This is a genomic window from Prescottella sp. D32 (assembly GCF_037287305.1).
Taxonomy (GTDB): domain Bacteria; phylum Actinomycetota; class Actinomycetes; order Mycobacteriales; family Mycobacteriaceae; genus Prescottella; species Prescottella equi.
The window spans coordinates 329,703-346,264 of the sequence record NZ_JARBSW010000005.1 but is presented as its reverse complement, the minus strand read 5'-3'; the positions used below and the strand labels follow the sequence as shown (position 1 = coordinate 346,264).

At 67.2% G+C, this 16,562-nt stretch carries 22 protein-coding genes and 1 tRNA gene; 18 read left to right on the top strand and 5 right to left on the bottom strand.

Annotated features, from left to right (window positions below; genetic code table 11):
• Window positions 1-63: 63 nt before the first annotated feature.
• A complete protein-coding gene (locus tag PSS76_RS20945) occupies window positions 64-1,266 on the top strand; it encodes a cysteine desulfurase-like protein (protein WP_013414548.1) in 1,203 nt (400 codons plus the stop codon).
• 9 nt (window positions 1,267-1,275) lie between these two features.
• Here PSS76_RS20945 and PSS76_RS20940 read toward each other — a convergent pair whose 3' ends face one another.
• Window positions 1,276-2,271, bottom strand: a complete 996-nt coding sequence (locus PSS76_RS20940; protein ID WP_005516249.1) for an NAD(P)H-quinone oxidoreductase — start codon at window positions 2,269-2,271, stop codon at window positions 1,276-1,278.
• A gap of 389 nt (window positions 2,272-2,660) precedes the next feature.
• Between PSS76_RS20940 and PSS76_RS20935 the strand changes: the two genes are divergently transcribed.
• Together PSS76_RS20935 and PSS76_RS20930 are read left to right on the top strand one after the other, a co-directional pair.
• Window positions 2,661-3,095: a MarR family winged helix-turn-helix transcriptional regulator gene (locus PSS76_RS20935; RefSeq protein WP_049799583.1), complete on the top strand. Its 435-nt coding sequence runs from the start codon at window positions 2,661-2,663 to the stop codon at window positions 3,093-3,095.
• A 42-nt stretch (window positions 3,096-3,137) separates the two neighbouring features.
• A tRNA-Ser gene (locus PSS76_RS20930) sits at window positions 3,138-3,224 on the top strand.
• A gap of 73 nt (window positions 3,225-3,297) precedes the next feature.
• On the opposite strand, the gene PSS76_RS20925 is transcribed toward PSS76_RS20930, so the two are convergent.
• Both PSS76_RS20925 and PSS76_RS20920 read right to left on the bottom strand, forming a co-directional pair.
• On the bottom strand, window positions 3,298-4,434 hold the full coding sequence (locus tag PSS76_RS20925) for a tyrosine-type recombinase/integrase (RefSeq protein WP_286461229.1): 1,137 nt from the start codon (window positions 4,432-4,434) through the stop codon (window positions 3,298-3,300).
• Complete coding sequence (locus PSS76_RS20920) at window positions 4,434-5,033, bottom strand: helix-turn-helix domain-containing protein (protein WP_337456600.1); 600 nt, start codon at window positions 5,031-5,033, stop codon at window positions 4,434-4,436. Before PSS76_RS20920 ends, PSS76_RS20925 begins: the two co-directional genes overlap by 1 nt.
• A gap of 57 nt (window positions 5,034-5,090) precedes the next feature.
• Between PSS76_RS20920 and PSS76_RS20915 the strand changes: the two genes are divergently transcribed.
• From PSS76_RS20915 to PSS76_RS20850, 14 genes are all read left to right on the top strand, one after another.
• Window positions 5,091-5,297, top strand: a complete 207-nt coding sequence (locus PSS76_RS20915; RefSeq protein WP_286461227.1) for a helix-turn-helix domain-containing protein — start codon at window positions 5,091-5,093, stop codon at window positions 5,295-5,297.
• Between the two features lie 8 nt (window positions 5,298-5,305).
• A complete protein-coding gene (locus tag PSS76_RS20910; protein ID WP_337456599.1) occupies window positions 5,306-6,004 on the top strand; it encodes a hypothetical protein in 699 nt (232 codons plus the stop codon).
• Window positions 6,005-6,251: 247 nt separating this feature from the next.
• On the top strand, window positions 6,252-6,647 hold the full coding sequence (locus tag PSS76_RS20905) for a helix-turn-helix domain-containing protein (protein WP_337456598.1): 396 nt from the start codon (window positions 6,252-6,254) through the stop codon (window positions 6,645-6,647).
• A gap of 453 nt (window positions 6,648-7,100) precedes the next feature.
• Window positions 7,101-7,565: a WhiB family transcriptional regulator gene (locus tag PSS76_RS20900; RefSeq protein ID WP_286461224.1), complete on the top strand. Its 465-nt coding sequence runs from the start codon at window positions 7,101-7,103 to the stop codon at window positions 7,563-7,565.
• 105 nt (window positions 7,566-7,670) lie between these two features.
• The gene (locus tag PSS76_RS20895) at window positions 7,671-7,835 is read left to right on the top strand and encodes a hypothetical protein (RefSeq protein ID WP_286461223.1); all 165 of its coding nucleotides are present in this window, start codon (window positions 7,671-7,673) and stop codon (window positions 7,833-7,835) included.
• Window positions 7,832-8,482: a hypothetical protein gene (locus PSS76_RS20890; protein ID WP_286461222.1), complete on the top strand. Its 651-nt coding sequence runs from the start codon at window positions 7,832-7,834 to the stop codon at window positions 8,480-8,482. Before PSS76_RS20895 ends, PSS76_RS20890 begins: the two co-directional genes overlap by 4 nt.
• Window positions 8,479-8,859, top strand: a complete 381-nt coding sequence (locus PSS76_RS20885) for a helix-turn-helix domain-containing protein (protein WP_286461221.1) — start codon at window positions 8,479-8,481, stop codon at window positions 8,857-8,859. The genes PSS76_RS20890 and PSS76_RS20885 overlap by 4 nt, the downstream gene beginning before the upstream one ends.
• A gap of 1 nt (window position 8,860) precedes the next feature.
• Window positions 8,861-9,034, top strand: coding sequence for a hypothetical protein (locus PSS76_RS20880; protein ID WP_286461220.1), 174 nt, complete (start codon window positions 8,861-8,863; stop codon window positions 9,032-9,034).
• Window positions 9,031-9,747, top strand: coding sequence for a hypothetical protein (locus PSS76_RS20875; RefSeq protein ID WP_286461219.1), 717 nt, complete (start codon window positions 9,031-9,033; stop codon window positions 9,745-9,747). Before PSS76_RS20880 ends, PSS76_RS20875 begins: the two co-directional genes overlap by 4 nt.
• Before the next feature lie 285 nt (window positions 9,748-10,032).
• Entirely contained in the window at window positions 10,033-10,356 is a 324-nt protein-coding gene (locus tag PSS76_RS20870; RefSeq protein ID WP_286461218.1) for a terminase, read from the top strand.
• Window positions 10,357-10,363: 7 nt separating this feature from the next.
• Window positions 10,364-10,591 (top strand): hypothetical protein, encoded by a 228-nt coding sequence (locus PSS76_RS20865; protein WP_286461217.1) that lies wholly within the window; start codon window positions 10,364-10,366, stop codon window positions 10,589-10,591.
• A gap of 81 nt (window positions 10,592-10,672) precedes the next feature.
• Window positions 10,673-10,948 carry a hypothetical protein gene (locus tag PSS76_RS20860; RefSeq protein WP_286461216.1) on the top strand — a complete coding sequence of 92 codons (276 nt, stop codon included), beginning with the start codon at window positions 10,673-10,675 and terminating at the stop codon, window positions 10,946-10,948.
• A gap of 223 nt (window positions 10,949-11,171) precedes the next feature.
• On the top strand, window positions 11,172-11,696 hold the full coding sequence (locus tag PSS76_RS20855) for a DUF6932 family protein (RefSeq protein WP_286461215.1): 525 nt from the start codon (window positions 11,172-11,174) through the stop codon (window positions 11,694-11,696).
• Complete coding sequence (locus PSS76_RS20850) at window positions 11,696-12,655, top strand: hypothetical protein (RefSeq protein ID WP_286461214.1); 960 nt, start codon at window positions 11,696-11,698, stop codon at window positions 12,653-12,655. The genes PSS76_RS20855 and PSS76_RS20850 overlap by 1 nt, the downstream gene beginning before the upstream one ends.
• Before the next feature lie 252 nt (window positions 12,656-12,907).
• Here PSS76_RS20850 and PSS76_RS20845 read toward each other — a convergent pair whose 3' ends face one another.
• A complete protein-coding gene (locus PSS76_RS20845; protein ID WP_022593450.1) occupies window positions 12,908-13,249 on the bottom strand; it encodes a TraR/DksA family transcriptional regulator in 342 nt (113 codons plus the stop codon).
• A gap of 295 nt (window positions 13,250-13,544) precedes the next feature.
• On the opposite strand from PSS76_RS20845, the gene PSS76_RS20840 reads away from it, so the two are divergent.
• Window positions 13,545-14,546: an alpha/beta hydrolase gene (locus PSS76_RS20840; RefSeq protein ID WP_205317266.1), complete on the top strand. Its 1,002-nt coding sequence runs from the start codon at window positions 13,545-13,547 to the stop codon at window positions 14,544-14,546.
• Between the two features lie 6 nt (window positions 14,547-14,552).
• Here PSS76_RS20840 and PSS76_RS20835 read toward each other — a convergent pair whose 3' ends face one another.
• A complete protein-coding gene (locus PSS76_RS20835) occupies window positions 14,553-16,511 on the bottom strand; it encodes an AfsR/SARP family transcriptional regulator (RefSeq protein WP_084865569.1) in 1,959 nt (652 codons plus the stop codon).
• Window positions 16,512-16,562: the final 51 nt, after the last annotated feature.

Sequence of the window (16,562 nt, the reverse complement as noted above, 5' to 3'; positions counted from 1 at the left end):
ACGCATTCCGAAAAGTCGGATCTGAATCACAGGGTGTTGACATCGGGTCCTAGAGTGTCGGGCATGGCTTTCGACGTTGCCCGGGTACGGGGACTGATCCCGTCGTTGGGCGACGGATGGGTCCACCTCGATCCACAGGCCGGCATGCAGATCCCCGACGCGGTGTCGCGCACCGTGTCGACGGCCTTCCGCGCGTCCGCGTCGTCGGCCGGTGGGAGGCACGTGTCGTCCCGGCGCAGCGCGGCGATCGTCGCCGCCGCACGCGAGGCCGTCGCCGATCTGGTCGGCGGTGATCCCGCCGGTGTCGTGCTCGGGGCCGATCGGGCGGTGCTGCTGGCGTGGCTCGCGGAGTCGCTCAGTTCACGGTTGGGGCTGGGCACCGGACTGGTGCTGTCCCGGCTGGACGAGGAAGCCAACGTCGCCCCGTGGCTGCGGATCGCGAGCCGCTACGGCGCGCAGGTCCGTTGGGCCGAGGTGGAGATCGAGACGTGTGAGCTGCCGAGCTGGCAGTTCGCGGAACTGATCCAGCCGACGACCCGGCTGATGGCGCTCACCGCCGCATCGCCGATCGTCGGATCGGCGCCCGCGGTCCGCGTCGCGGCCGACCGGATCCACGAGGTGGGGGGCCTGCTGGTGGTCGACGCCGTCGGCGCCGCACCGTACGCGCACCTCGACATCAACGAGCTGGGCGCCGACGTCATCGCGGTGAGCGCGCCGTCGTGGGGTGGCCCGCAGGTCGGTGCGCTGGTGTTCCGCGATCCGACGCTGCTCGACCGCATCCCGGCGGTCTCGCTCAACCCGTACGCCCGCGGCGCCGAGCGAATGGAGGTCGGCGGTCACCAGTTTGCGCTGCTGGCCGGGCTGACCACGTCGATCGACTTCCTCGCCGGGCTCGAGGAGACCGCGACCGGCAGCCGTCGGCAGCGCCTCGAGACGTCGATCAGTTCGCTGCAGGCCTACCACGACCAACTGTTCGACTATCTGTTGCGCTCGCTCGACGCGCTGCCGCAGGTGACCGTGATCGGGCGGTCGCCGCTCCGGGTGCCGACGCTCAGCTTCACCGTCGCCGGTGTACCCGCCGACAAGGTGGCGGCGCACCTCGCCGACAACCGGATCGCGACCGTGAGCGGTCCCCAGAACGGCGGCCGGCTGCTCGACGCGCTGGGCGTCAACGACGAGGGCGGCGCGATCACCGTAGGCCTCGCGCCGTACACCACCCGTTACGAGATCAACCAGCTCGTCAAGCACCTGTCGGCGCTGGGCTGAGCCGCCCCGTCAGTCCTCGCCGACGGTGAGGACCACCTTCCCGACGGTGTCGGGGGAATCGAGCAGCTCGTGCGCCGTCGGCGCCTCGGTGATCGGCAGTTCCGCCGACACCACGGGCACGACGATGCCGTCGCCCACCAGCGGCCACAGCTTGTCGCGCACCGCGGCGATCACGGCGGCCTTGCTCGACGGCCCGGTCTCCGGACGTCCCCGCAGGCCCGTCGCGAGCACGCGGGCACGCTTACCGAGCAGCTTGCCGATGTCCAGTTCGCCCTTGCGGCCGCCCTGCATGCCGATGATCACCAGCTGGCCGTCGGGCGCGAGCGCGTCGATGTTGCGATCCAGGTACGACGCCCCCATGTTGTCGAGGATGATGTCGGCGCCGCGGCCACGGGTGGCTTCGCGCAGCACCTCGACGAAGTCGGCCTCGCGGTAGTTGATCAGGATTTCGGCGCCCAGTTCGGCGCAGCGCTCGAGCTTGTCGGCGGATCCGGCGGTGACGGCGACGCGAGCACCGAGCGCCTTACCGACCTGGATCGCGTGGGTGCCGATGCCCCCGCCGCCGCCGTGGACCAGCAGCACCTGGCCGGCGTGCAGACCGCACTCCATCACCAGGTTCGACCACACGGTGCACGCCACCTCCGGCAGCGACGCCGCGGCCCGCAGGTCCAGCCCCTCCGGCACGGGCAGCAGTTGAGTGGCGGGAACCGTGACCTTCTCGGCGTAACCGCCGCCGGCGAGGAGCGCGGCGACGCGGTCGCCCACCTTCCAGCCGTGCACGTCGGGGCCGATCTCGGCGATCACTCCCGAACACTCGAGGCCGATGATGTCGCTCGCGCCGGGCGGCGGCGGGTAGAAACCCTGCCGTTGCAGCAGATCGGCGCGGTTGACGGCGGTGGCGACCACGTCGAGGAGGACCTCGCCGCGGCCGGGCGTCGGATCGGGAACCTCGGACCAGGACATCACGTCGGGTCCGCCGGGCTCGGAAACTGTGATCGCGTACATGTCCCCGACGCTAGTCCGGTCGCGCCGTCCCCACCGCGCGAGTGTTCCCCGCACCGGCACGGCGCCCGACATGCGGTTCGATTCCGAACGGACAAACCGTGGTGGGCAAGGTAACTCGTCGTCCTGCAGCCCCGACGTCCGAGGACCGAACCGGTCTCCTCTTTTCGTCCGAAAAGTGTTGTCCACGAACAGGAAGAATGCGCGCGTGTCGGGAATGTCGTTGGCGGAACAGGATCCGGAGAATGGGGTCGACCGGTTTGACAAATCTCACGAAACTCGCGCGAGTGTGCTGCACACTGTCGAACGACCGATAGCACTACGATGCATTCGTGACAGCAGATGCTCGAGTAACCACGGGTGCCGGGGTGGCGTGGCTCGGTGCCGAGGAAATGCGCGCGTGGCGCGGTTTCATCGACGGCAGTCAACAACTGATGGCTGTGCTGAACCGGGAGTTACAGTCCGCGCACGACATGTCGCTCGCCGAGTACCGGATCCTCGTGATGCTGTCGGAGTCGCCGGACGGCTCGCTGCGCATGAGTGACCTCGCCGACGGTGTGCTGTCGTCGCGCAGCCGACTCACCCACCAGATCCGCCGCATGGAGACCGAGGGCATGGTCGAGCGCAGCCAATGCGTCGAGGACGGCCGCGGTGTGCTCGCGGTCATCACCGACGAGGGCCGGCGCCGTCTCTCCGAGGCCGCGCCGACGCATCTGGCCGGCGTCCGCCACTACCTGATCAACCTGCTCGACAAGCAGGAGATGCGGGTGCTGGCGAACGTCTTCGACAAGGTCGACAACGCCATCGGCGACCGCGCCGTCGGCTGAGCGGTTTCACGCGCCGCCGTCCGTGCGGTTAGGATCCCCCACGGAAGCGTGGCAGAGCGGCCGAATGCACTCGCCTTGAAAGCGAGCGTGGCGTCAAACCCACCGGGGGTTCAAATCCCTCCGCTTCCGCCGATGGAAGAAGGCTCTGATCTGGTTTCAATCGCCAGGTCAGGGCCTTTTTCGTCGTCTGGCAACTGCGTGGTCAGTCGGCCCGTGCCCACGTCTTGCCCACACTTGCCTTCGATCGTGCCTGATCGAGCGCGCTGCCCACGGCCTCGAGGTCGTCGTCGAACAGGTCCGCGTACGTGTCGAGTGTCATCGCGGCAGACGCGTGTCCGAGCATCCGCTGGAGTGCCTTCACGTTGACGCCGGCCGACACGGCGAGCGACGCCGCGGTGTGCCGTAGGTCGTGCGGCGTCACCCGAGGGACGCCTGCGCGCTCGACGGCCTTCGTGAACCACCCCGTGAAGCTCACAGAGCGGCGCTGGTACTCGCCATCGCGGCCGGGGAACACGAGATCCTCGCGCCCCTTGCCTTCGCACTCACGCGCGAGCTCGGTGGCGAGGAACTCGGGGATCGGGACCCACCGCGTCGTGTGACTCTTCGGCGTGCCGACGTGCATCTCCATGTTCACCTGCACCGCGTTGTCGACGACGTGCAGACGCTTCCGCAGCAGATCGAGGTGCTTCACCCGCAGCCCGACCGCTTCGCCCCACCGCAGGCCCGTGTAGGCGAGCAGGAGGACGAGCGTGCGGCGGTCGCCAGCCTCGTTCGCGAGCGCCTCGACTTGCTGATGGTCGAGGTACACGCGCGGCTTGGGCTGCTTGCGGGGGAGGTTCTCGACACCGCGGGCCGGGTTCTTCGCGAGCCGACCGGACTTCACCGCGGTGTCGAGGATGCCGGCGAGGACGCCGTAGGCGCGGATCACGACGGAAGCGCCTCTGCCTTTCACCTTCCCTCCGTCGACGGTCTTCGTGCGGCCGAGGTCGGCGATCCACCGCTCGACCGAATCGAGGTCGACGTCGGCCAGGCGGACGCGGCCCCAGCGCGGCTCGACGTGCACGCGCCACGCCGTCTCTAGCGACCGGTACGCCGACGGCTTCAGGTCGGCCTCCTTGCGCTCGAGCCAGTCGGGCCCGATCTCGCCGATGGTGATGTAGCCGAGCTTCGGCGGGATGTACTCGCCGCGCATCTTCTCGACCTCGACGGTAGCCGCGAAGGCCTGCGCCTGGCGCTTGCTCGTGAACCCGCGCTTGTCGGTCTGGCGGCGGTCCGGCGTGCGGTAGCGGACGCGCCAGCGCCTGCCGGCCTTCGTCTCGTAGGACTCGATGGTGGCCATCAGTCGCCCTCGGCATCAAAAATGCTTGCCTCGCCAATTCCGGTCTGCAGTGAGACGTTTCGCCCGTCGCTCTCGATTTGCCGGTTAACGAGGACGGGTTTGATGCTCTTGCCGGTACGACGCCTCAAGCTGGGCACCGGTGAGAGAAACTCGGGCTGCGAGTGAACGACGAAGTCGAGTCCGCCATCGGTGAGCGAGCGCATCCCGTCGAGGAAGAACCACAGCTCTCGGGCCGTCGAAGTTATGGTCGCAGTTGGATGAACTTCGCGATCTCCGTCGGTACCACCCTGCATGAGGAGCGTATTCGGCGAGACTTCCAGGGCGATCGCGAGGGCAACCAGATCGTCCACATCGATTCTCCTGTCGCCCTTCTCAATTCGGCTGAGCCCGAGGGGCGGGATTGGCCTGCCGATTGCGGTCAGCCTGCGCGAGAGTTCCGCAATCGAAAGCCCTCGTTCCGTCCGCCAGCGGGCGACGTTCATTGACGCTGCCTCGCCCATGGGGCCGAGGGGGTTCTTCTTGTCGCTCATCACCGAAGTATGAGGCATCAAAATGATGTTCGCCAGCATCTTGTTGACTGCGGAACCATCGACATGCATAGTGTTCATTGAACCTATCGAAATGATAGGTAAGAACATCACCATGAAGGGCTGGCAATGTCGAACTCACCTCTCGCCACAGCGGACGAAGCCGCGGAGTTTCTTCGCACGACCACCCAGCGACTCGCGCAAGATCGCTATCTCGGCACCGGTCCGCGCTTTGTGAAGCACGGCCGACGTGTCCTCTACCGCTGGGAGGACCTCAACGCGTACGTCGAGGCGAACCTCTTCCAGCGCACCGACGACCGACCCGCGGCCGTGTGATGGCCACCGTGACGGGCACGACCGAGGACCTCGAGCAGCTCGTGAGGGACATGGACGACGCCGGCCCCGGCGCTACCGAGTCCAAGACCTACCGCGCGATCGTGGCCGAGCTCGAACGCCGCGCAAACGAAGAAGCCCCCGCCGAGAACCCCGCAGTTGGCGCTACGGGCGACGAGGGCCAGGTCCACCCCAACTTCCAGGAAGGAACGGATCCGATCGCGACTGTACCGAACGCCCAGGCCTGCGAACGCTGGGACGCAGCTGCTGCGGCGAGTCAGACCGACGAAGAGATCGACATCGAATCGATCATCCCGGACTGCATCAGGCCCCGTTGGTGGGATCACAACGCATTTAACGGCCGAACGCCCGCGTCGGCGGAGATGCGTTCGGAGCATCGCTGGATCGCGCTCAAGCGCCACGCCGGCAGTTCGTACAACCACCACGAGACGATCCTGCCGGCGCACGCCGTCCTGTCGATCCGTCAGATCGTCACGGAGCGTGATCCCTCGATCTACCTCGAGCGGTGGCAGCACGTCGAGGGCAGACGGGCTCGACCCGATGGTTCGAGGTACCGGTTCACGCTCGACGAGGCGGAGGAGCTGGCGAACGCGCTTCAGCTTGCTGTCGCGGCCGCGCGCGAGGGTGCGGGCACCGTAGAAATCGATCGGCTCGACAGTGGAGTGCTCGGCGAAGGAGAGGCGCGATGACCTCGGTTGAGCTGGTCCTGGCAGCCCTCCTGGCTTTTCAGTCGATCGCCTGGATAGCAACGGATTTCAGGAGGTTACTCAAGAGCTGAGACATCGCTGTTCAAGGCCCGGTGCAACGAACCTGAACGGCAGCCGGGACGCGAGTACGAGTCTCGCGTCCCGGCGTGAAAGAAGGAGCTCACCATGCCCCACAACGAGGGTATCGGGACCGAGCGCAGGTCACTCGTGATCGGCCTGGTGGTCGCACGTGAGTGCTGAAACCGTCCCTGCAGATGGTGATTGGGGTGGACCTCTCGGCGAGTGCCTCCCGTCGGATCGCTTCGAATGGGAGCGGATCGTGCGCCGAGTCCACATGGTCCAGTCGACCAAGCTTCTCGCGTTCGTGCTGGCTACCTACGCGGACATGAACGGTTCACGAGTCCGCCCGGGAGTCGGCCGACTCTCGCGGGTTGCGGGCGTCACTGATCGAACTGTCAAGCGGGCCCTGGCGACCCTTCGTGAACTCGGCCTCATCGAGCGCGTGAAGCAAGGCAACCGATGGGCCGGCCACGCCGATGAGTACCGGCTGACGATCCCGACGAACCTGCTCGATCTGCCGATGCTAGACCCGGACGAGAACGACAGGTCTGGGGGACGCCAGTGACACCTAGACAGGTATCCACAGGGACGTGTCTGAGTGACACCGGTGTCCCCCAGACCCGTTCATCCAGAGTAAGTCTGGGGGACATTCCAGCCGGGTCTGGGGGACATCTGAGGCAAGTCTGGGGGACATTTCGCGAAGTCTGGGGGACACGGGTGTCACCCCACCATCACAAGGTCACCATCCCAGGTAACCACCCACACAACCATCCCAGCGTTCGTGCCCGATTTGAGAACGCAACTCACGACCGCATGTGCGTGCGAGGAGAACGATGAGAGATCGAACTGGCGAGCGCATTGACGACGAGCCAACTGCGGTCAATATGACCACGGTTGCCCACGACTCCCGATGCCGAAGCGGCTGGCTCGGCGAGGATCTCGACGGTCGGCCGATTCCGTGCCTGCGGTGTCGGCCGCATCTGGCGAGCACGGCGGTCGTCAACGATTGCAGCGTGCGATGACCGATCTCGTCGCCCGCCTGGACGCACTCGGGGTGCCGGTCGACGCATCCCGACGCGAAGCGCTCGAGACGCTTCGGCTGAACGGCGGGGGAGTAGCGACGACGGCGATCCGCGTGGCGCTGGCCGAGCGTCGACGCCGAGCGGGTCTCACACCCCGCGCGCACGCCGTGCGGAAGCCTGGCGGGGACCTGCGTGTCCCTGAGCGACACGCAGCCCAGGTCCGGCGCGCCCGCGCCGCGCTCGAAGGGATCTACGACGAGAGGCTGCGCGGTGCCGCCTGTGTGGGCCGCCACGAGCTTTTCGATGCCGAGTTGGACTACGAACTCGCAGAAGCGCGTTCAAAGCGCCACAGGGCCGCTCAAGCGATCTGCGCCCGATGTCCGGTCATCGCTTCCTGCCACCAGATCGCCCACGTGCACGCCGATTCAATCTCGGGCGTATGGGCAGGGGAGGTGCGCTGAGTGGCGCTGCATCGCCGCGGCTCGTCGTCCATATGCGCCACCGGTGGCTGCCGGTATCTCACCCGGCATCCGTCCGGGCGCTGCCCGACCCATCAGGAGGAACCCGTGCGATTGCACTCGAAGAATCTGCGCACGAGCGTGCGCACCGACGAAAGCGCCACGCGCCCGGTACTGCTCACCTTCGCCGGCCTGACCGTCGCGATGACGGCCGCGGAAGCGCACGAGCTCGGTGACCGGCTGCACGATGCTGCCGAGGAGGGACGAGCGTGATCGCCTCGCGGCTGACTGCGGGTGATCGAACGTCTCTGTCGTACGCGGACATGTCGGTGAACAACGTCACCGACCGTCACATCCTCGACCCGGAGCATGCGACCGACCTCGACACGAACCCGCTATGGCGCGGTGGGTGGAAGTGGTTCGACATCGACGTTCCGGCCATGCGGCTGCGTTCCCACACCCGCTACATCATCCAAGCGTCCACCTATCGCGCGACGTGCCCACACAAGACGGGGAGGATTCCAAACAAGAAGTGCCCCTGCGGACTCCACTACGTCCACGATCGAGACGGCTTCCTCTCGCGAGCAGGGCACATGTGGAACTCCCCACAGATGCGCACCGTGATCGACGACCAGTCAGCACTCCGCGCCGCCCTCTGTCTCGTCCACGCCCATGGCCCGGTGAGGCTGGACAAGCTCGTCAGCCAGAAGTGGGGAGGTGCAACCGCGCTCCGTGCGCGGACCCTCACCCTCGACTGCATCCTCCTCTCGGAGCAGTTCCACGTAGCGCAGCCCGGTGCGCAATCGGAGTTCACGTCGGTATACGGCGTCGACGTCGGAGTCTTTCCCGAGGTTCTCACCGGACGCCGCGCATCGGAGTTCATGGCCGATGTCGAGAAGCTGTACGGGCGGCAGACGTGACCGGGCCGCCGATCCAACAGTTCGGCGCCGCGGTGCTGTTGCAGGGGCCGGCGCTCACCGCCGCACGGCACGCGATCCGCGCCGCCCAGCACAAACGCAACCGAGACGGTCTTGGTCCCTCGCCGACGCTCGTCGAGCTCGACGCCGCGCTCGTGTCCGCACTCGGACATCCGGACGTCCGCGACGAGGTTGACCTGTCACCGTCGGTTCATGAGTCCGACGACATCACGATCGCCGATGCTGCAGCACTTCTCGGCGTCAGCGATCGGCAGTGCCGACGGCTCGCGACGCAACTCGGTGGACGCGTCATCGGCGGCCGGTGGCTGCTCGATCGCCAGACCGTGAACGACTACCTGATCGAGAGAAGGGAAGCCTGACATGGATCGACGACAGATCGTCGACTACATCGCGGCGCTCGACGACAACGAGTACAGCTCGCTCCTGCGGGATGCCCGCAATACCCCGCCGCCGGCGCGCCCGCAGCCCGGCGTTGACCGTCTCGCGCAGGCGTTCAACGACATGCGCGACGCAGAGCAGGAGGGCCGCCAGTGAGCACCACCCGTGTGACCTACGACGGCAGGGGGGTTGTCCAGACCCCCGCCCCCGACCCGACCCCCGAGGGGCCCGAGCAGGCGTGGGCCCGGCACTACCTCCAGCACGTCGCCCCCGGCGAGCAGGCCGCACTCGGCAAGGCCACCCGCCAGGCCGAGCGAGAGTTCCGCGCGGCCCTCGCCGACCAGCCGTGGGTGCAGGCCCTCGTCGACTTGGCCGCCGCCCAGCGTCGTCGCGACGTTGTGGCCGCGATGGTCGAGCGCGCACACGCAGCGCTCGGGAGCGAAGCGCCACCGCGGAACATGGCGGCACTCGATTCGATCGCGGGGTGGCACGACGGGCAGATCTCGCCCGACTTCCTCGCCCGGCCGATCGCTGCGGTTGTCGACGATGCAGCGAGCGAACGGATCGCACGCGAGATCGCCGAGAGCAACGCAGCCGCAGACGCCGTGATCGCCGACAGCGAGAAGCTCGCAGAGCTGCGCGAGCAGAACGCGCAAGACACGCAGCGCGCAGAGGCAGACCCTGCAGCCAGGGTCAGGCTTGGCGGTGGCCGCGTGGAGGTCTCGACGGTCGACATCGACGGGGTGACCTACACCCGACACCACAACCTCGACACCAACGAGTCCGTCATCGTCGACGCCGACGGCAACGAGTACCGACGTCCCCAGCAGTTCCGGGCACCCGAGGCCCCACCGGACTGGACGACGTAGAGGCCCGGGCGTCAACGTCGCCCCGCCGCGCGACGACAGCCGGCACCGCGGACGGGGAGCGATGGCAGGCGAGGCCGGACCGTCTCCTTCATCGACCAGAGACCCTGCCAGCGCCCGAGGGACCGCCCACCGACACGGTGCGGCGGTCCCTGTTCGTCGGAGGCCCTGGCCGGCCGAGGGGTAGGGGTGGACCCCCTTCGAGGTCGAACGGCCGCAACACGGCGAGGCGTCCGATCTCCCCCCGACGTCCTGAACAAATCGGCCCTACCGAAAGGAGCCCGAATCGTGGCCACCACGACCCGAATCCCGAAGCCTCCGATGCCGCTCAAGACCGGCGGCCGGCGCCTCTGGCGGTCGGTCCTCACCAGGTTCGCGCTGGCAGAACACGAGAAGGTCATGCTGCTCGAGTGCTGCCGCACCATCGACACCATCGACGACCTCGTCGCGATCGCCGCGGCCGACGGCGTCGTGATCGAGTCCCCGCAGGGCCGCAAGGCGCACCCCGCGCTGACCGAAGCGCGCCAGCAACGGCTCGTTCTCACCCGATTGCTGCGCATGCTCGGCATCCCTGACGACGCCGACGAGCCCACAGAGGGCGACGATGCGTAGGCGCCGGATGGAGACCCCGACACCCCAGCAGGCCGTCCCGGCACGCTTGCGGACGTTCGACGCTGCGGATTGGCCGGCCGACACCGCTGCCGACAGTTACGAGCTGTGGTCGGCTGCTCGAACGGCGTGGGCAGACGAACACGGCTGGCCGGGCGGTGCGCTCGACCTGTTCCTGTCCGCCGTCGACGCGAAGTGCGTGATCTACGGCCGACGCCCGCCCCGTCGACGAAGCTGATCGGCCTTCAACGCCGATCAGGCCAGATTGTCTGACGCTCGTGCAACACTGATCGCCCAGAACACAGTTGGGAGGGGAAGCATGCCTGCGGTACTCGGCTTCATCGCTGCCTTCGTCGTCCTGGCGCTCATCCTCACGTACTGGAAGCTGCTCATCGGAATCCTCGTCCTCGCGGCAGTCGCGGTCGGCGCCTACCTGACAATCGGCGAGTGGCGCTTCCGCCGGCAGAAGCGCATCCGAATCGAGCGCGGCCGTGCGTCCCGCCTCGCAGCTCGCGCGGAGACGCAACATGAGCAGTACCTCGCTGGCGATGAGCGGGGCCTGTACGGGAGCTATCGGCCGTCGTCGCTCGACTGACTTAGCTACGAGCGCCCAGGCCCCACAACGCGAAGGCACGTTCTGCCAACTGCAAGCTGTCCCTCGGCAGGCAGTAGCTGTCGGACTCCGAGATGTAGAACGAACTTCTGGCCGCGGTTGATTGGAGGCGTTGCCTCGTGACGGGCGTCACGCGTCTGGTTTGATTGCGCCCAATAGACTGAAGTCCGAAGTTGAAAGAGATCACGATGACCGGTGCCGGGCGATGAGCCTCGATGTGTTGCCAGATTTCATTGCTGGAGTGGACGGCTACGAAGTCCTTCCCACTGGCCGCTGGACCTGTACAGAGCAGTGTTTCATCGACCGATTTGTGACGGATCTCCCTGACAGTCAGCGCAGGAAGGAGATCTTCGACGACTTCACCCAGTACCGGGCGATGCAGGCTCAAGCTGGCCTCGTTGTGATCTCATACTGGATCGATGGAAGCTTCACTTCCGGGAAGCTTAACCCCGGCGACATCGACGTCACAGCCGTAATTGACGGCGAAAACTCGGCCCCTAAGCCAGGGTACGAAGACTGGATGACCCCGATGGACAAGTGGAAATCGCTGGTTCATCCAGAGGTTGGCCGTACCTTGTTGGTAGACGGATATTCGATCGTGAAGACACCGGACAGCCACCCGAACATCAGCGCATATCACCAGATGCGTGGATACTGGGACGACTTCTGGCAGCGAAGCAGAGGCACTGGCGAGGCGGCCTCGAAGGGCTACGTGGAGGTGATGTTCTGATGACTGCGTTCGAAAACCTCTTTGAACTGAACCAGGGCCTCTCATCGATCGTCCGGCGTGAGGTGCCCTCCGATGACTGGATGACGAGAGCGAACATCCAGTCTGCGCGCAGTCTCCGGGACCTTGTCCATGAGAGTTGGATGCCGTTCCGAAAGGGGATACTTGCAAGGTTCCACGATGGTGCCGTCTCGGGGCATACTGCGCCGGCATATCAGGTACTTCGCACCGCATCAGAGTTGAACGATGCCGTGGTGGCTGTGTCGAACGCGATGCTTGAGAAGCCGTTCGCGACCATCAACGATTCGGTTCGTAAGAAGCTCGGCCTACTGATGAGACCTGTCCTCGCCGGCTCCGTCGAGATCGACTTGGTCTGCCCAATTCCCGGTCTCGACGAGGACGTGGCGCTACCGAACGAGATCGACGGTCAAACGGTGATGCCCGAACTGGTACAGCTGAACTCGGTCGGAGTCCAGGCCTTAGACCGGGTTCTGAGTGTGCTCAGAACCGCAACCACTCCCAGCGACCGCGACAGCTTGGGCGGACATTCCGAACTCATCGGAGTCGACGGCTGGCAGAAGGTTGCGAGACTCGCCAACAGGTGCGTGGAGGCAGACTTCACGATCGACTTCACTTCCCGGACGGACCCCAGCGATTGGTTCTCGTTCGCTCCGTCGCACGCCGCGGCTCTGAAGTCCTTCATCAAGGACCGTTCGTTGACGAGCGTCGAGGTCGAATACACCGGCCTCTGGCAGACCGCAAGCAGCGTTCGTACTTGGTTCGATCTCGAGACCGCCACCAAACAGCGCGTGAGTGGGACGGTGCCGAAGGACCTGCTAGCTGAGTCGATGCAGTTTCTCGACCAACGTGTACGCATTGTTGTTCGGGAAGATCTCGATACGGAACAGGAAGGGCCGACTGTTCGGCGCAAGCTCGTACGGATCGAGGGCATCGACCACTGACCCGGTGGTGGGAGTTGACGCGTAGCCGTCATGTCGGAATTTGGGACTTCCTGCGGCGCCCGCCCACATTTTGCCCACACTTGCTCACGAAACCGGGTGAATCAGTGCGACTGATCTTGAGCTATTCGCGCTGGTAAGGCCCGATTCAGCGGTACAACCAGGGGGTCCGAGAGAGTTCAAATCCCTCCGCTTCCGCCAAGAGCCCCTCACCTGCACCGCAGGTGAGGGGCCTTTTTGTGGTGTGGAGAAGCGCTAGCCGGCGCATCCGATGCACGTGCGGGCGCCGGGCAGGGCGTCCAGCCGCGCCTCGCCGATCAGGTTTCCGCAGCGGGCGCAGACCCCATAGGTGCCGTCCTCGATCCGTTGCACGGCCGCGTCGAGTTCCTCGAGTTCGCGGCGTGCGTCGGCGAGCAGAGCGGCCACCTGGGCGCGCTCGAACGCGATGGTCGAGCCTTCGGGGTCGTGTTCGTCGTCGTCGGTCGTGAACTCGGAACCCTCGACGATCGCGGTGAACCGTGCCGAAAGGGACTCGATGCGTCGTTCGGTGTCGGCTCGTTCCGCGGCGATCCGGGCGCCGTGATCCGGAGCGGACATCGGTGAACCTCCAGCACGAGGACTGACAGGGAAGAAGAAGAGCGGACCGATGCGCTCGGTCGCCTCACGGCGAAAGGCGCAACGCGGCTCCAGCCGAACGGAACTCCGCGAAGGCAGATAATTGAGCCCGGGGGACACGGAGCGCATCGATCCGAACAGGTCAACGCCGTCCCCCGCGGGGGTATTCCAAACGTTCGGAGTGATGTAGGCCACCCGTCGGCCGTTGCCCGGCGGCGGCTCGGATCCGTACGTACCGTGGGTGTCCACCGATACCCAGGGGGAGGGCGGAGGAACGATGGGTCGAGCAGCAACGACGGTCGCGGGGGTCGTCCTCGCGCTGTCGATGTCCGGGCCGGCGGTCGTGGCACAGGCCGCGCCCGTCCACCAGGCGCCGCCGGTGGCCGAGGCGGCTGCGCGCGTCGACCACGTGGTGAGGATCGACGACCGGCGCACCGCACTGTTCGTGTTCTCGCCGGCGATGGACAAGATCGTGCAGGTGCAGATCCTGCATCCGGACGGGAACGCCGAGCGGCCGTCGCTGTACCTGCTGGACGGCGTCAGCGCCGGATCCGAGTCCGACTACACCGAGAGCACCTGGACGCAGAAGACGGACGTCGTCGACTTCTTCGCCGACAAGAACGTCAACGTCGTGCTCCCGGTCGGTGGCACGGCGAGCTATTACACCGACTGGGAGAGAAACGATCCGGTGCTGGGCACGAATCGGTGGGAGACGTTTCTGACGAAGGAACTCCCGCCGATCGTCGACGGACGCTTCCACGGCAACGGGACCAACGCGATCGCGGGACTGTCGATGGGCGCACAGGGCGCGATGACGCTCGCCACCCGGAACCCCGATCTCTATCGCGGCGTGGCCGCGCTGAGCGGCTGCATGGACACCGGCCGCGTCGAATCGCAGGCGGCGGTGCGCGGCACCGTCGCGTCGAAGGGCGGCGACGCCGACAACATGTGGGGTCCGTCCGGCGACCCCGCATGGCCCGCGCACGATCCGACGGTGAATGCGGAAACACTGCGCGGCAAGGACATCTTCGTCTCGACCGGCAACGGCCTCGCGGGTCCGTACGAGCTGGGCGCGCCCGACGCCGTCGAGAAGGTCGTGGTGGGCGGACCGCTGGAGGCGGCCTCCAACTCGTGTACCCAACTGTTCGAGGCGCGCCTCTCCCAGCTCGGTATTCCGGCCACGTTCCTGTTCCGCCCGTACGGAACCCATTCGTGGCCGTACTGGCAGGACGACCTCCACGAGGCATGGCCGACGTTGGCCCGGGCGCTGGGAGTCTGACGAGCGTCAGTCGAGCTCGCCGGACAGCATCGCGAGGTAGTCGTCGACAGGCCCTGCGGTCAGCAGTCCGCTCGCCGCGCCGGCGATCTGCCCTGCGGCCGGAGCCAGCGCGGCGTGGCTGCGCCTCATGAGGGCGGTGTCGTGTACTTCGACCGCCGCCGTCGCGGCGAGTGCCCACAGTGCCTCGGCGAGGTGGTCCGCAGGCGGGTCCGGGAGGGATCGCGCCGCAGCTGCGGCCTGCTCGCGACGGCCGTCGGCGAGGAGGAGCAACGGGCGTGCCCACGGCGCGTACGGGCCCCAGTCGATGTCTCGGTCGAACTCGATCGGCCGCCTCTGCCACACGCGCAGACACAGCACGGCCAGCGGCAGAATTCCCCGGTCGACGCCGGTCATCCCGGCGTCCTCGAGGCTCGCGGAGGCACTCCGATACGCGGATTCAGCCTCCCTCCAAGGGATCCCGCTCGCCGCTCGCCGCATCGCGCGGTACCACGTGGCGAACGGCGCCACCAGCGGACGCTCGTGCAGCGCGCCGAGCGCTTCCACCGCGTCGGCCTGGTGGTCCGCGTCGTCGAAGCGTCCCAGCCCGCCGAGGGCCTGCATGCGGATGAGGTGGCCGAGGACCTCGAAGTTCACCAGCGCGTGTCGACGCGCGAGCCCGAGAATCTCCCTCCCGATCGAATCCCGCTCGGGTGCAAGGCCGCAACGGTGGAAAGACTGCATGAAGACTCCGCTCAGGGCATGTGCCAGCAGGGCCGGATCGTCGAGTGCTCGCGCCAGACGCTCGGATTCCGCGGCGGCATCCACGGCGGCCGGGTCGCGGGTGCCACGCGACTCCATCGCGACGACCGCCAGCAGCCGACACCGCACGCTGTCGTTGCCGTCGGGAAGGGCGGCCAGCGCGCGCCGGGCGGCGGCGACGACGTGTGCAGCCTGCTCGGGATCGTCGGAACGTGCCCAGACGCCCGGTACGTCGTAGCTCCCGATCACCCGGGCGGTGAGCACGGGATCGCCGAGTTTCTCCGCTGCGGTGATCGTTGCGAGTCGTTGCTCGCGGGCCGCGGTCAGTCCGGCGCCGCCGGTCACCGCGAGGCTGCGCAGCAGGCTCACCGCGGACTCGAGTCGGGCGCGCGAGCCGCCGCCGGCGACCCGCTCGTAGGCCGTGGCCGCGGCGGTGAAGACCCGCGCCGTGTCGGAGTCGTCTCGGCCGCGATCCAACTTCGGACTCTGCTGCAGCACATCGATTTCCAGTTGTCGCAGCGCCGGAGACGGGTCGATTCCGAGCTCGTCCGCGAGCCGTGCCCGCGCGCGCCGCAGCACAGCGAGGGACTCGCCCTGCCTGCCGCAGCGGTAGAGCGCGAGCCCGAGAAGCCGCCATCCCTCCTCGCGCCACGGATGCTCGGTGACGTGCGCGTCGAGTTCGGGGACGGCGTCGACCTCCAGACCGAGCGCCAGAAGGGTCCCCGCCCGGCGTTCGACGGCGACCAGCCGGAGCTGCTCGAGGCGTACGCGTTCGCTTCGCGCCCAATCCATCTCGTCGAAGTCGGCATAGGCGGGCCCGCGCCACGTCGCGAGAGCGGCGTCGAGTAGTTCGCGGGAACGATGGGGCGGCATGCCGGCCGACTCGACGACCATCCGCTCGAAAGCCCAGGCGTCGACCGCGTCCGGGACGGGACGTACCGCATATCCGGGTCCCTCGGTGACGAGCAGAGTTGCCGGCGCACGCGGCGGACGGTCCGGCTCGAGGGAGCGGCGTAGTGCGGCGACGAACGTGCGAACGGCAGCGGCCGCACCGTCCGGCGGCGTGTCCCAGAGATCGTCGATCAGCACGTTCAGCGGGACGACGCGGCCCCGCGCCGCGAGCAGGCGGGCGAGGACGGCGCGATGACGTGGCCCCTTCAACGCGACGGGACGACCGCCGTCGTCCCACGCCGCGGTCGGGCCGAGCACACCGAACGTCGTCGACACCGGTGCTCGCCCCTTCCCGTCGCGTGCTCATCGATTGCTCATCCGTTCCCG

Excerpts from the sequence above, each read along its gene's own strand:
- PSS76_RS20945 (WP_013414548.1), top strand. The coding sequence starts at position 64 with ATGGCTTTCGACGTTGCCCGGGTACGGGGACTGATCCCGTCGTTGGGC.
- PSS76_RS20940 (WP_005516249.1), bottom strand. The coding sequence starts at position 2,271 with ATGTACGCGATCACAGTTTCCGAGCCCGGCGGACCCGACGTGATGTCC.
- PSS76_RS20935 (WP_049799583.1), top strand. The coding sequence starts at position 2,661 with ATGCGCGCGTGGCGCGGTTTCATCGACGGCAGTCAACAACTGATGGCT.
- PSS76_RS20925 (WP_286461229.1), bottom strand. The coding sequence starts at position 4,434 with ATGGCCACCATCGAGTCCTACGAGACGAAGGCCGGCAGGCGCTGGCGC.
- PSS76_RS20920 (WP_337456600.1), bottom strand. The coding sequence starts at position 5,033 with ATGCATGTCGATGGTTCCGCAGTCAACAAGATGCTGGCGAACATCATT.
- PSS76_RS20915 (WP_286461227.1), top strand. The coding sequence starts at position 5,091 with ATGTCGAACTCACCTCTCGCCACAGCGGACGAAGCCGCGGAGTTTCTT.
- PSS76_RS20900 (WP_286461224.1), top strand. The coding sequence starts at position 7,101 with ATGACCGATCTCGTCGCCCGCCTGGACGCACTCGGGGTGCCGGTCGAC.
- PSS76_RS20880 (WP_286461220.1), top strand. The coding sequence starts at position 8,861 with ATGGATCGACGACAGATCGTCGACTACATCGCGGCGCTCGACGACAAC.
- PSS76_RS20865 (WP_286461217.1), top strand. The coding sequence starts at position 10,364 with ATGGAGACCCCGACACCCCAGCAGGCCGTCCCGGCACGCTTGCGGACG.
- PSS76_RS20860 (WP_286461216.1), top strand. The coding sequence starts at position 10,673 with ATGCCTGCGGTACTCGGCTTCATCGCTGCCTTCGTCGTCCTGGCGCTC.
- PSS76_RS20855 (WP_286461215.1), top strand. The coding sequence starts at position 11,172 with ATGAGCCTCGATGTGTTGCCAGATTTCATTGCTGGAGTGGACGGCTAC.
- PSS76_RS20850 (WP_286461214.1), top strand. The coding sequence starts at position 11,696 with ATGACTGCGTTCGAAAACCTCTTTGAACTGAACCAGGGCCTCTCATCG.
- PSS76_RS20845 (WP_022593450.1), bottom strand. The coding sequence starts at position 13,249 with ATGTCCGCTCCGGATCACGGCGCCCGGATCGCCGCGGAACGAGCCGAC.
- PSS76_RS20840 (WP_205317266.1), top strand. The coding sequence starts at position 13,545 with ATGGGTCGAGCAGCAACGACGGTCGCGGGGGTCGTCCTCGCGCTGTCG.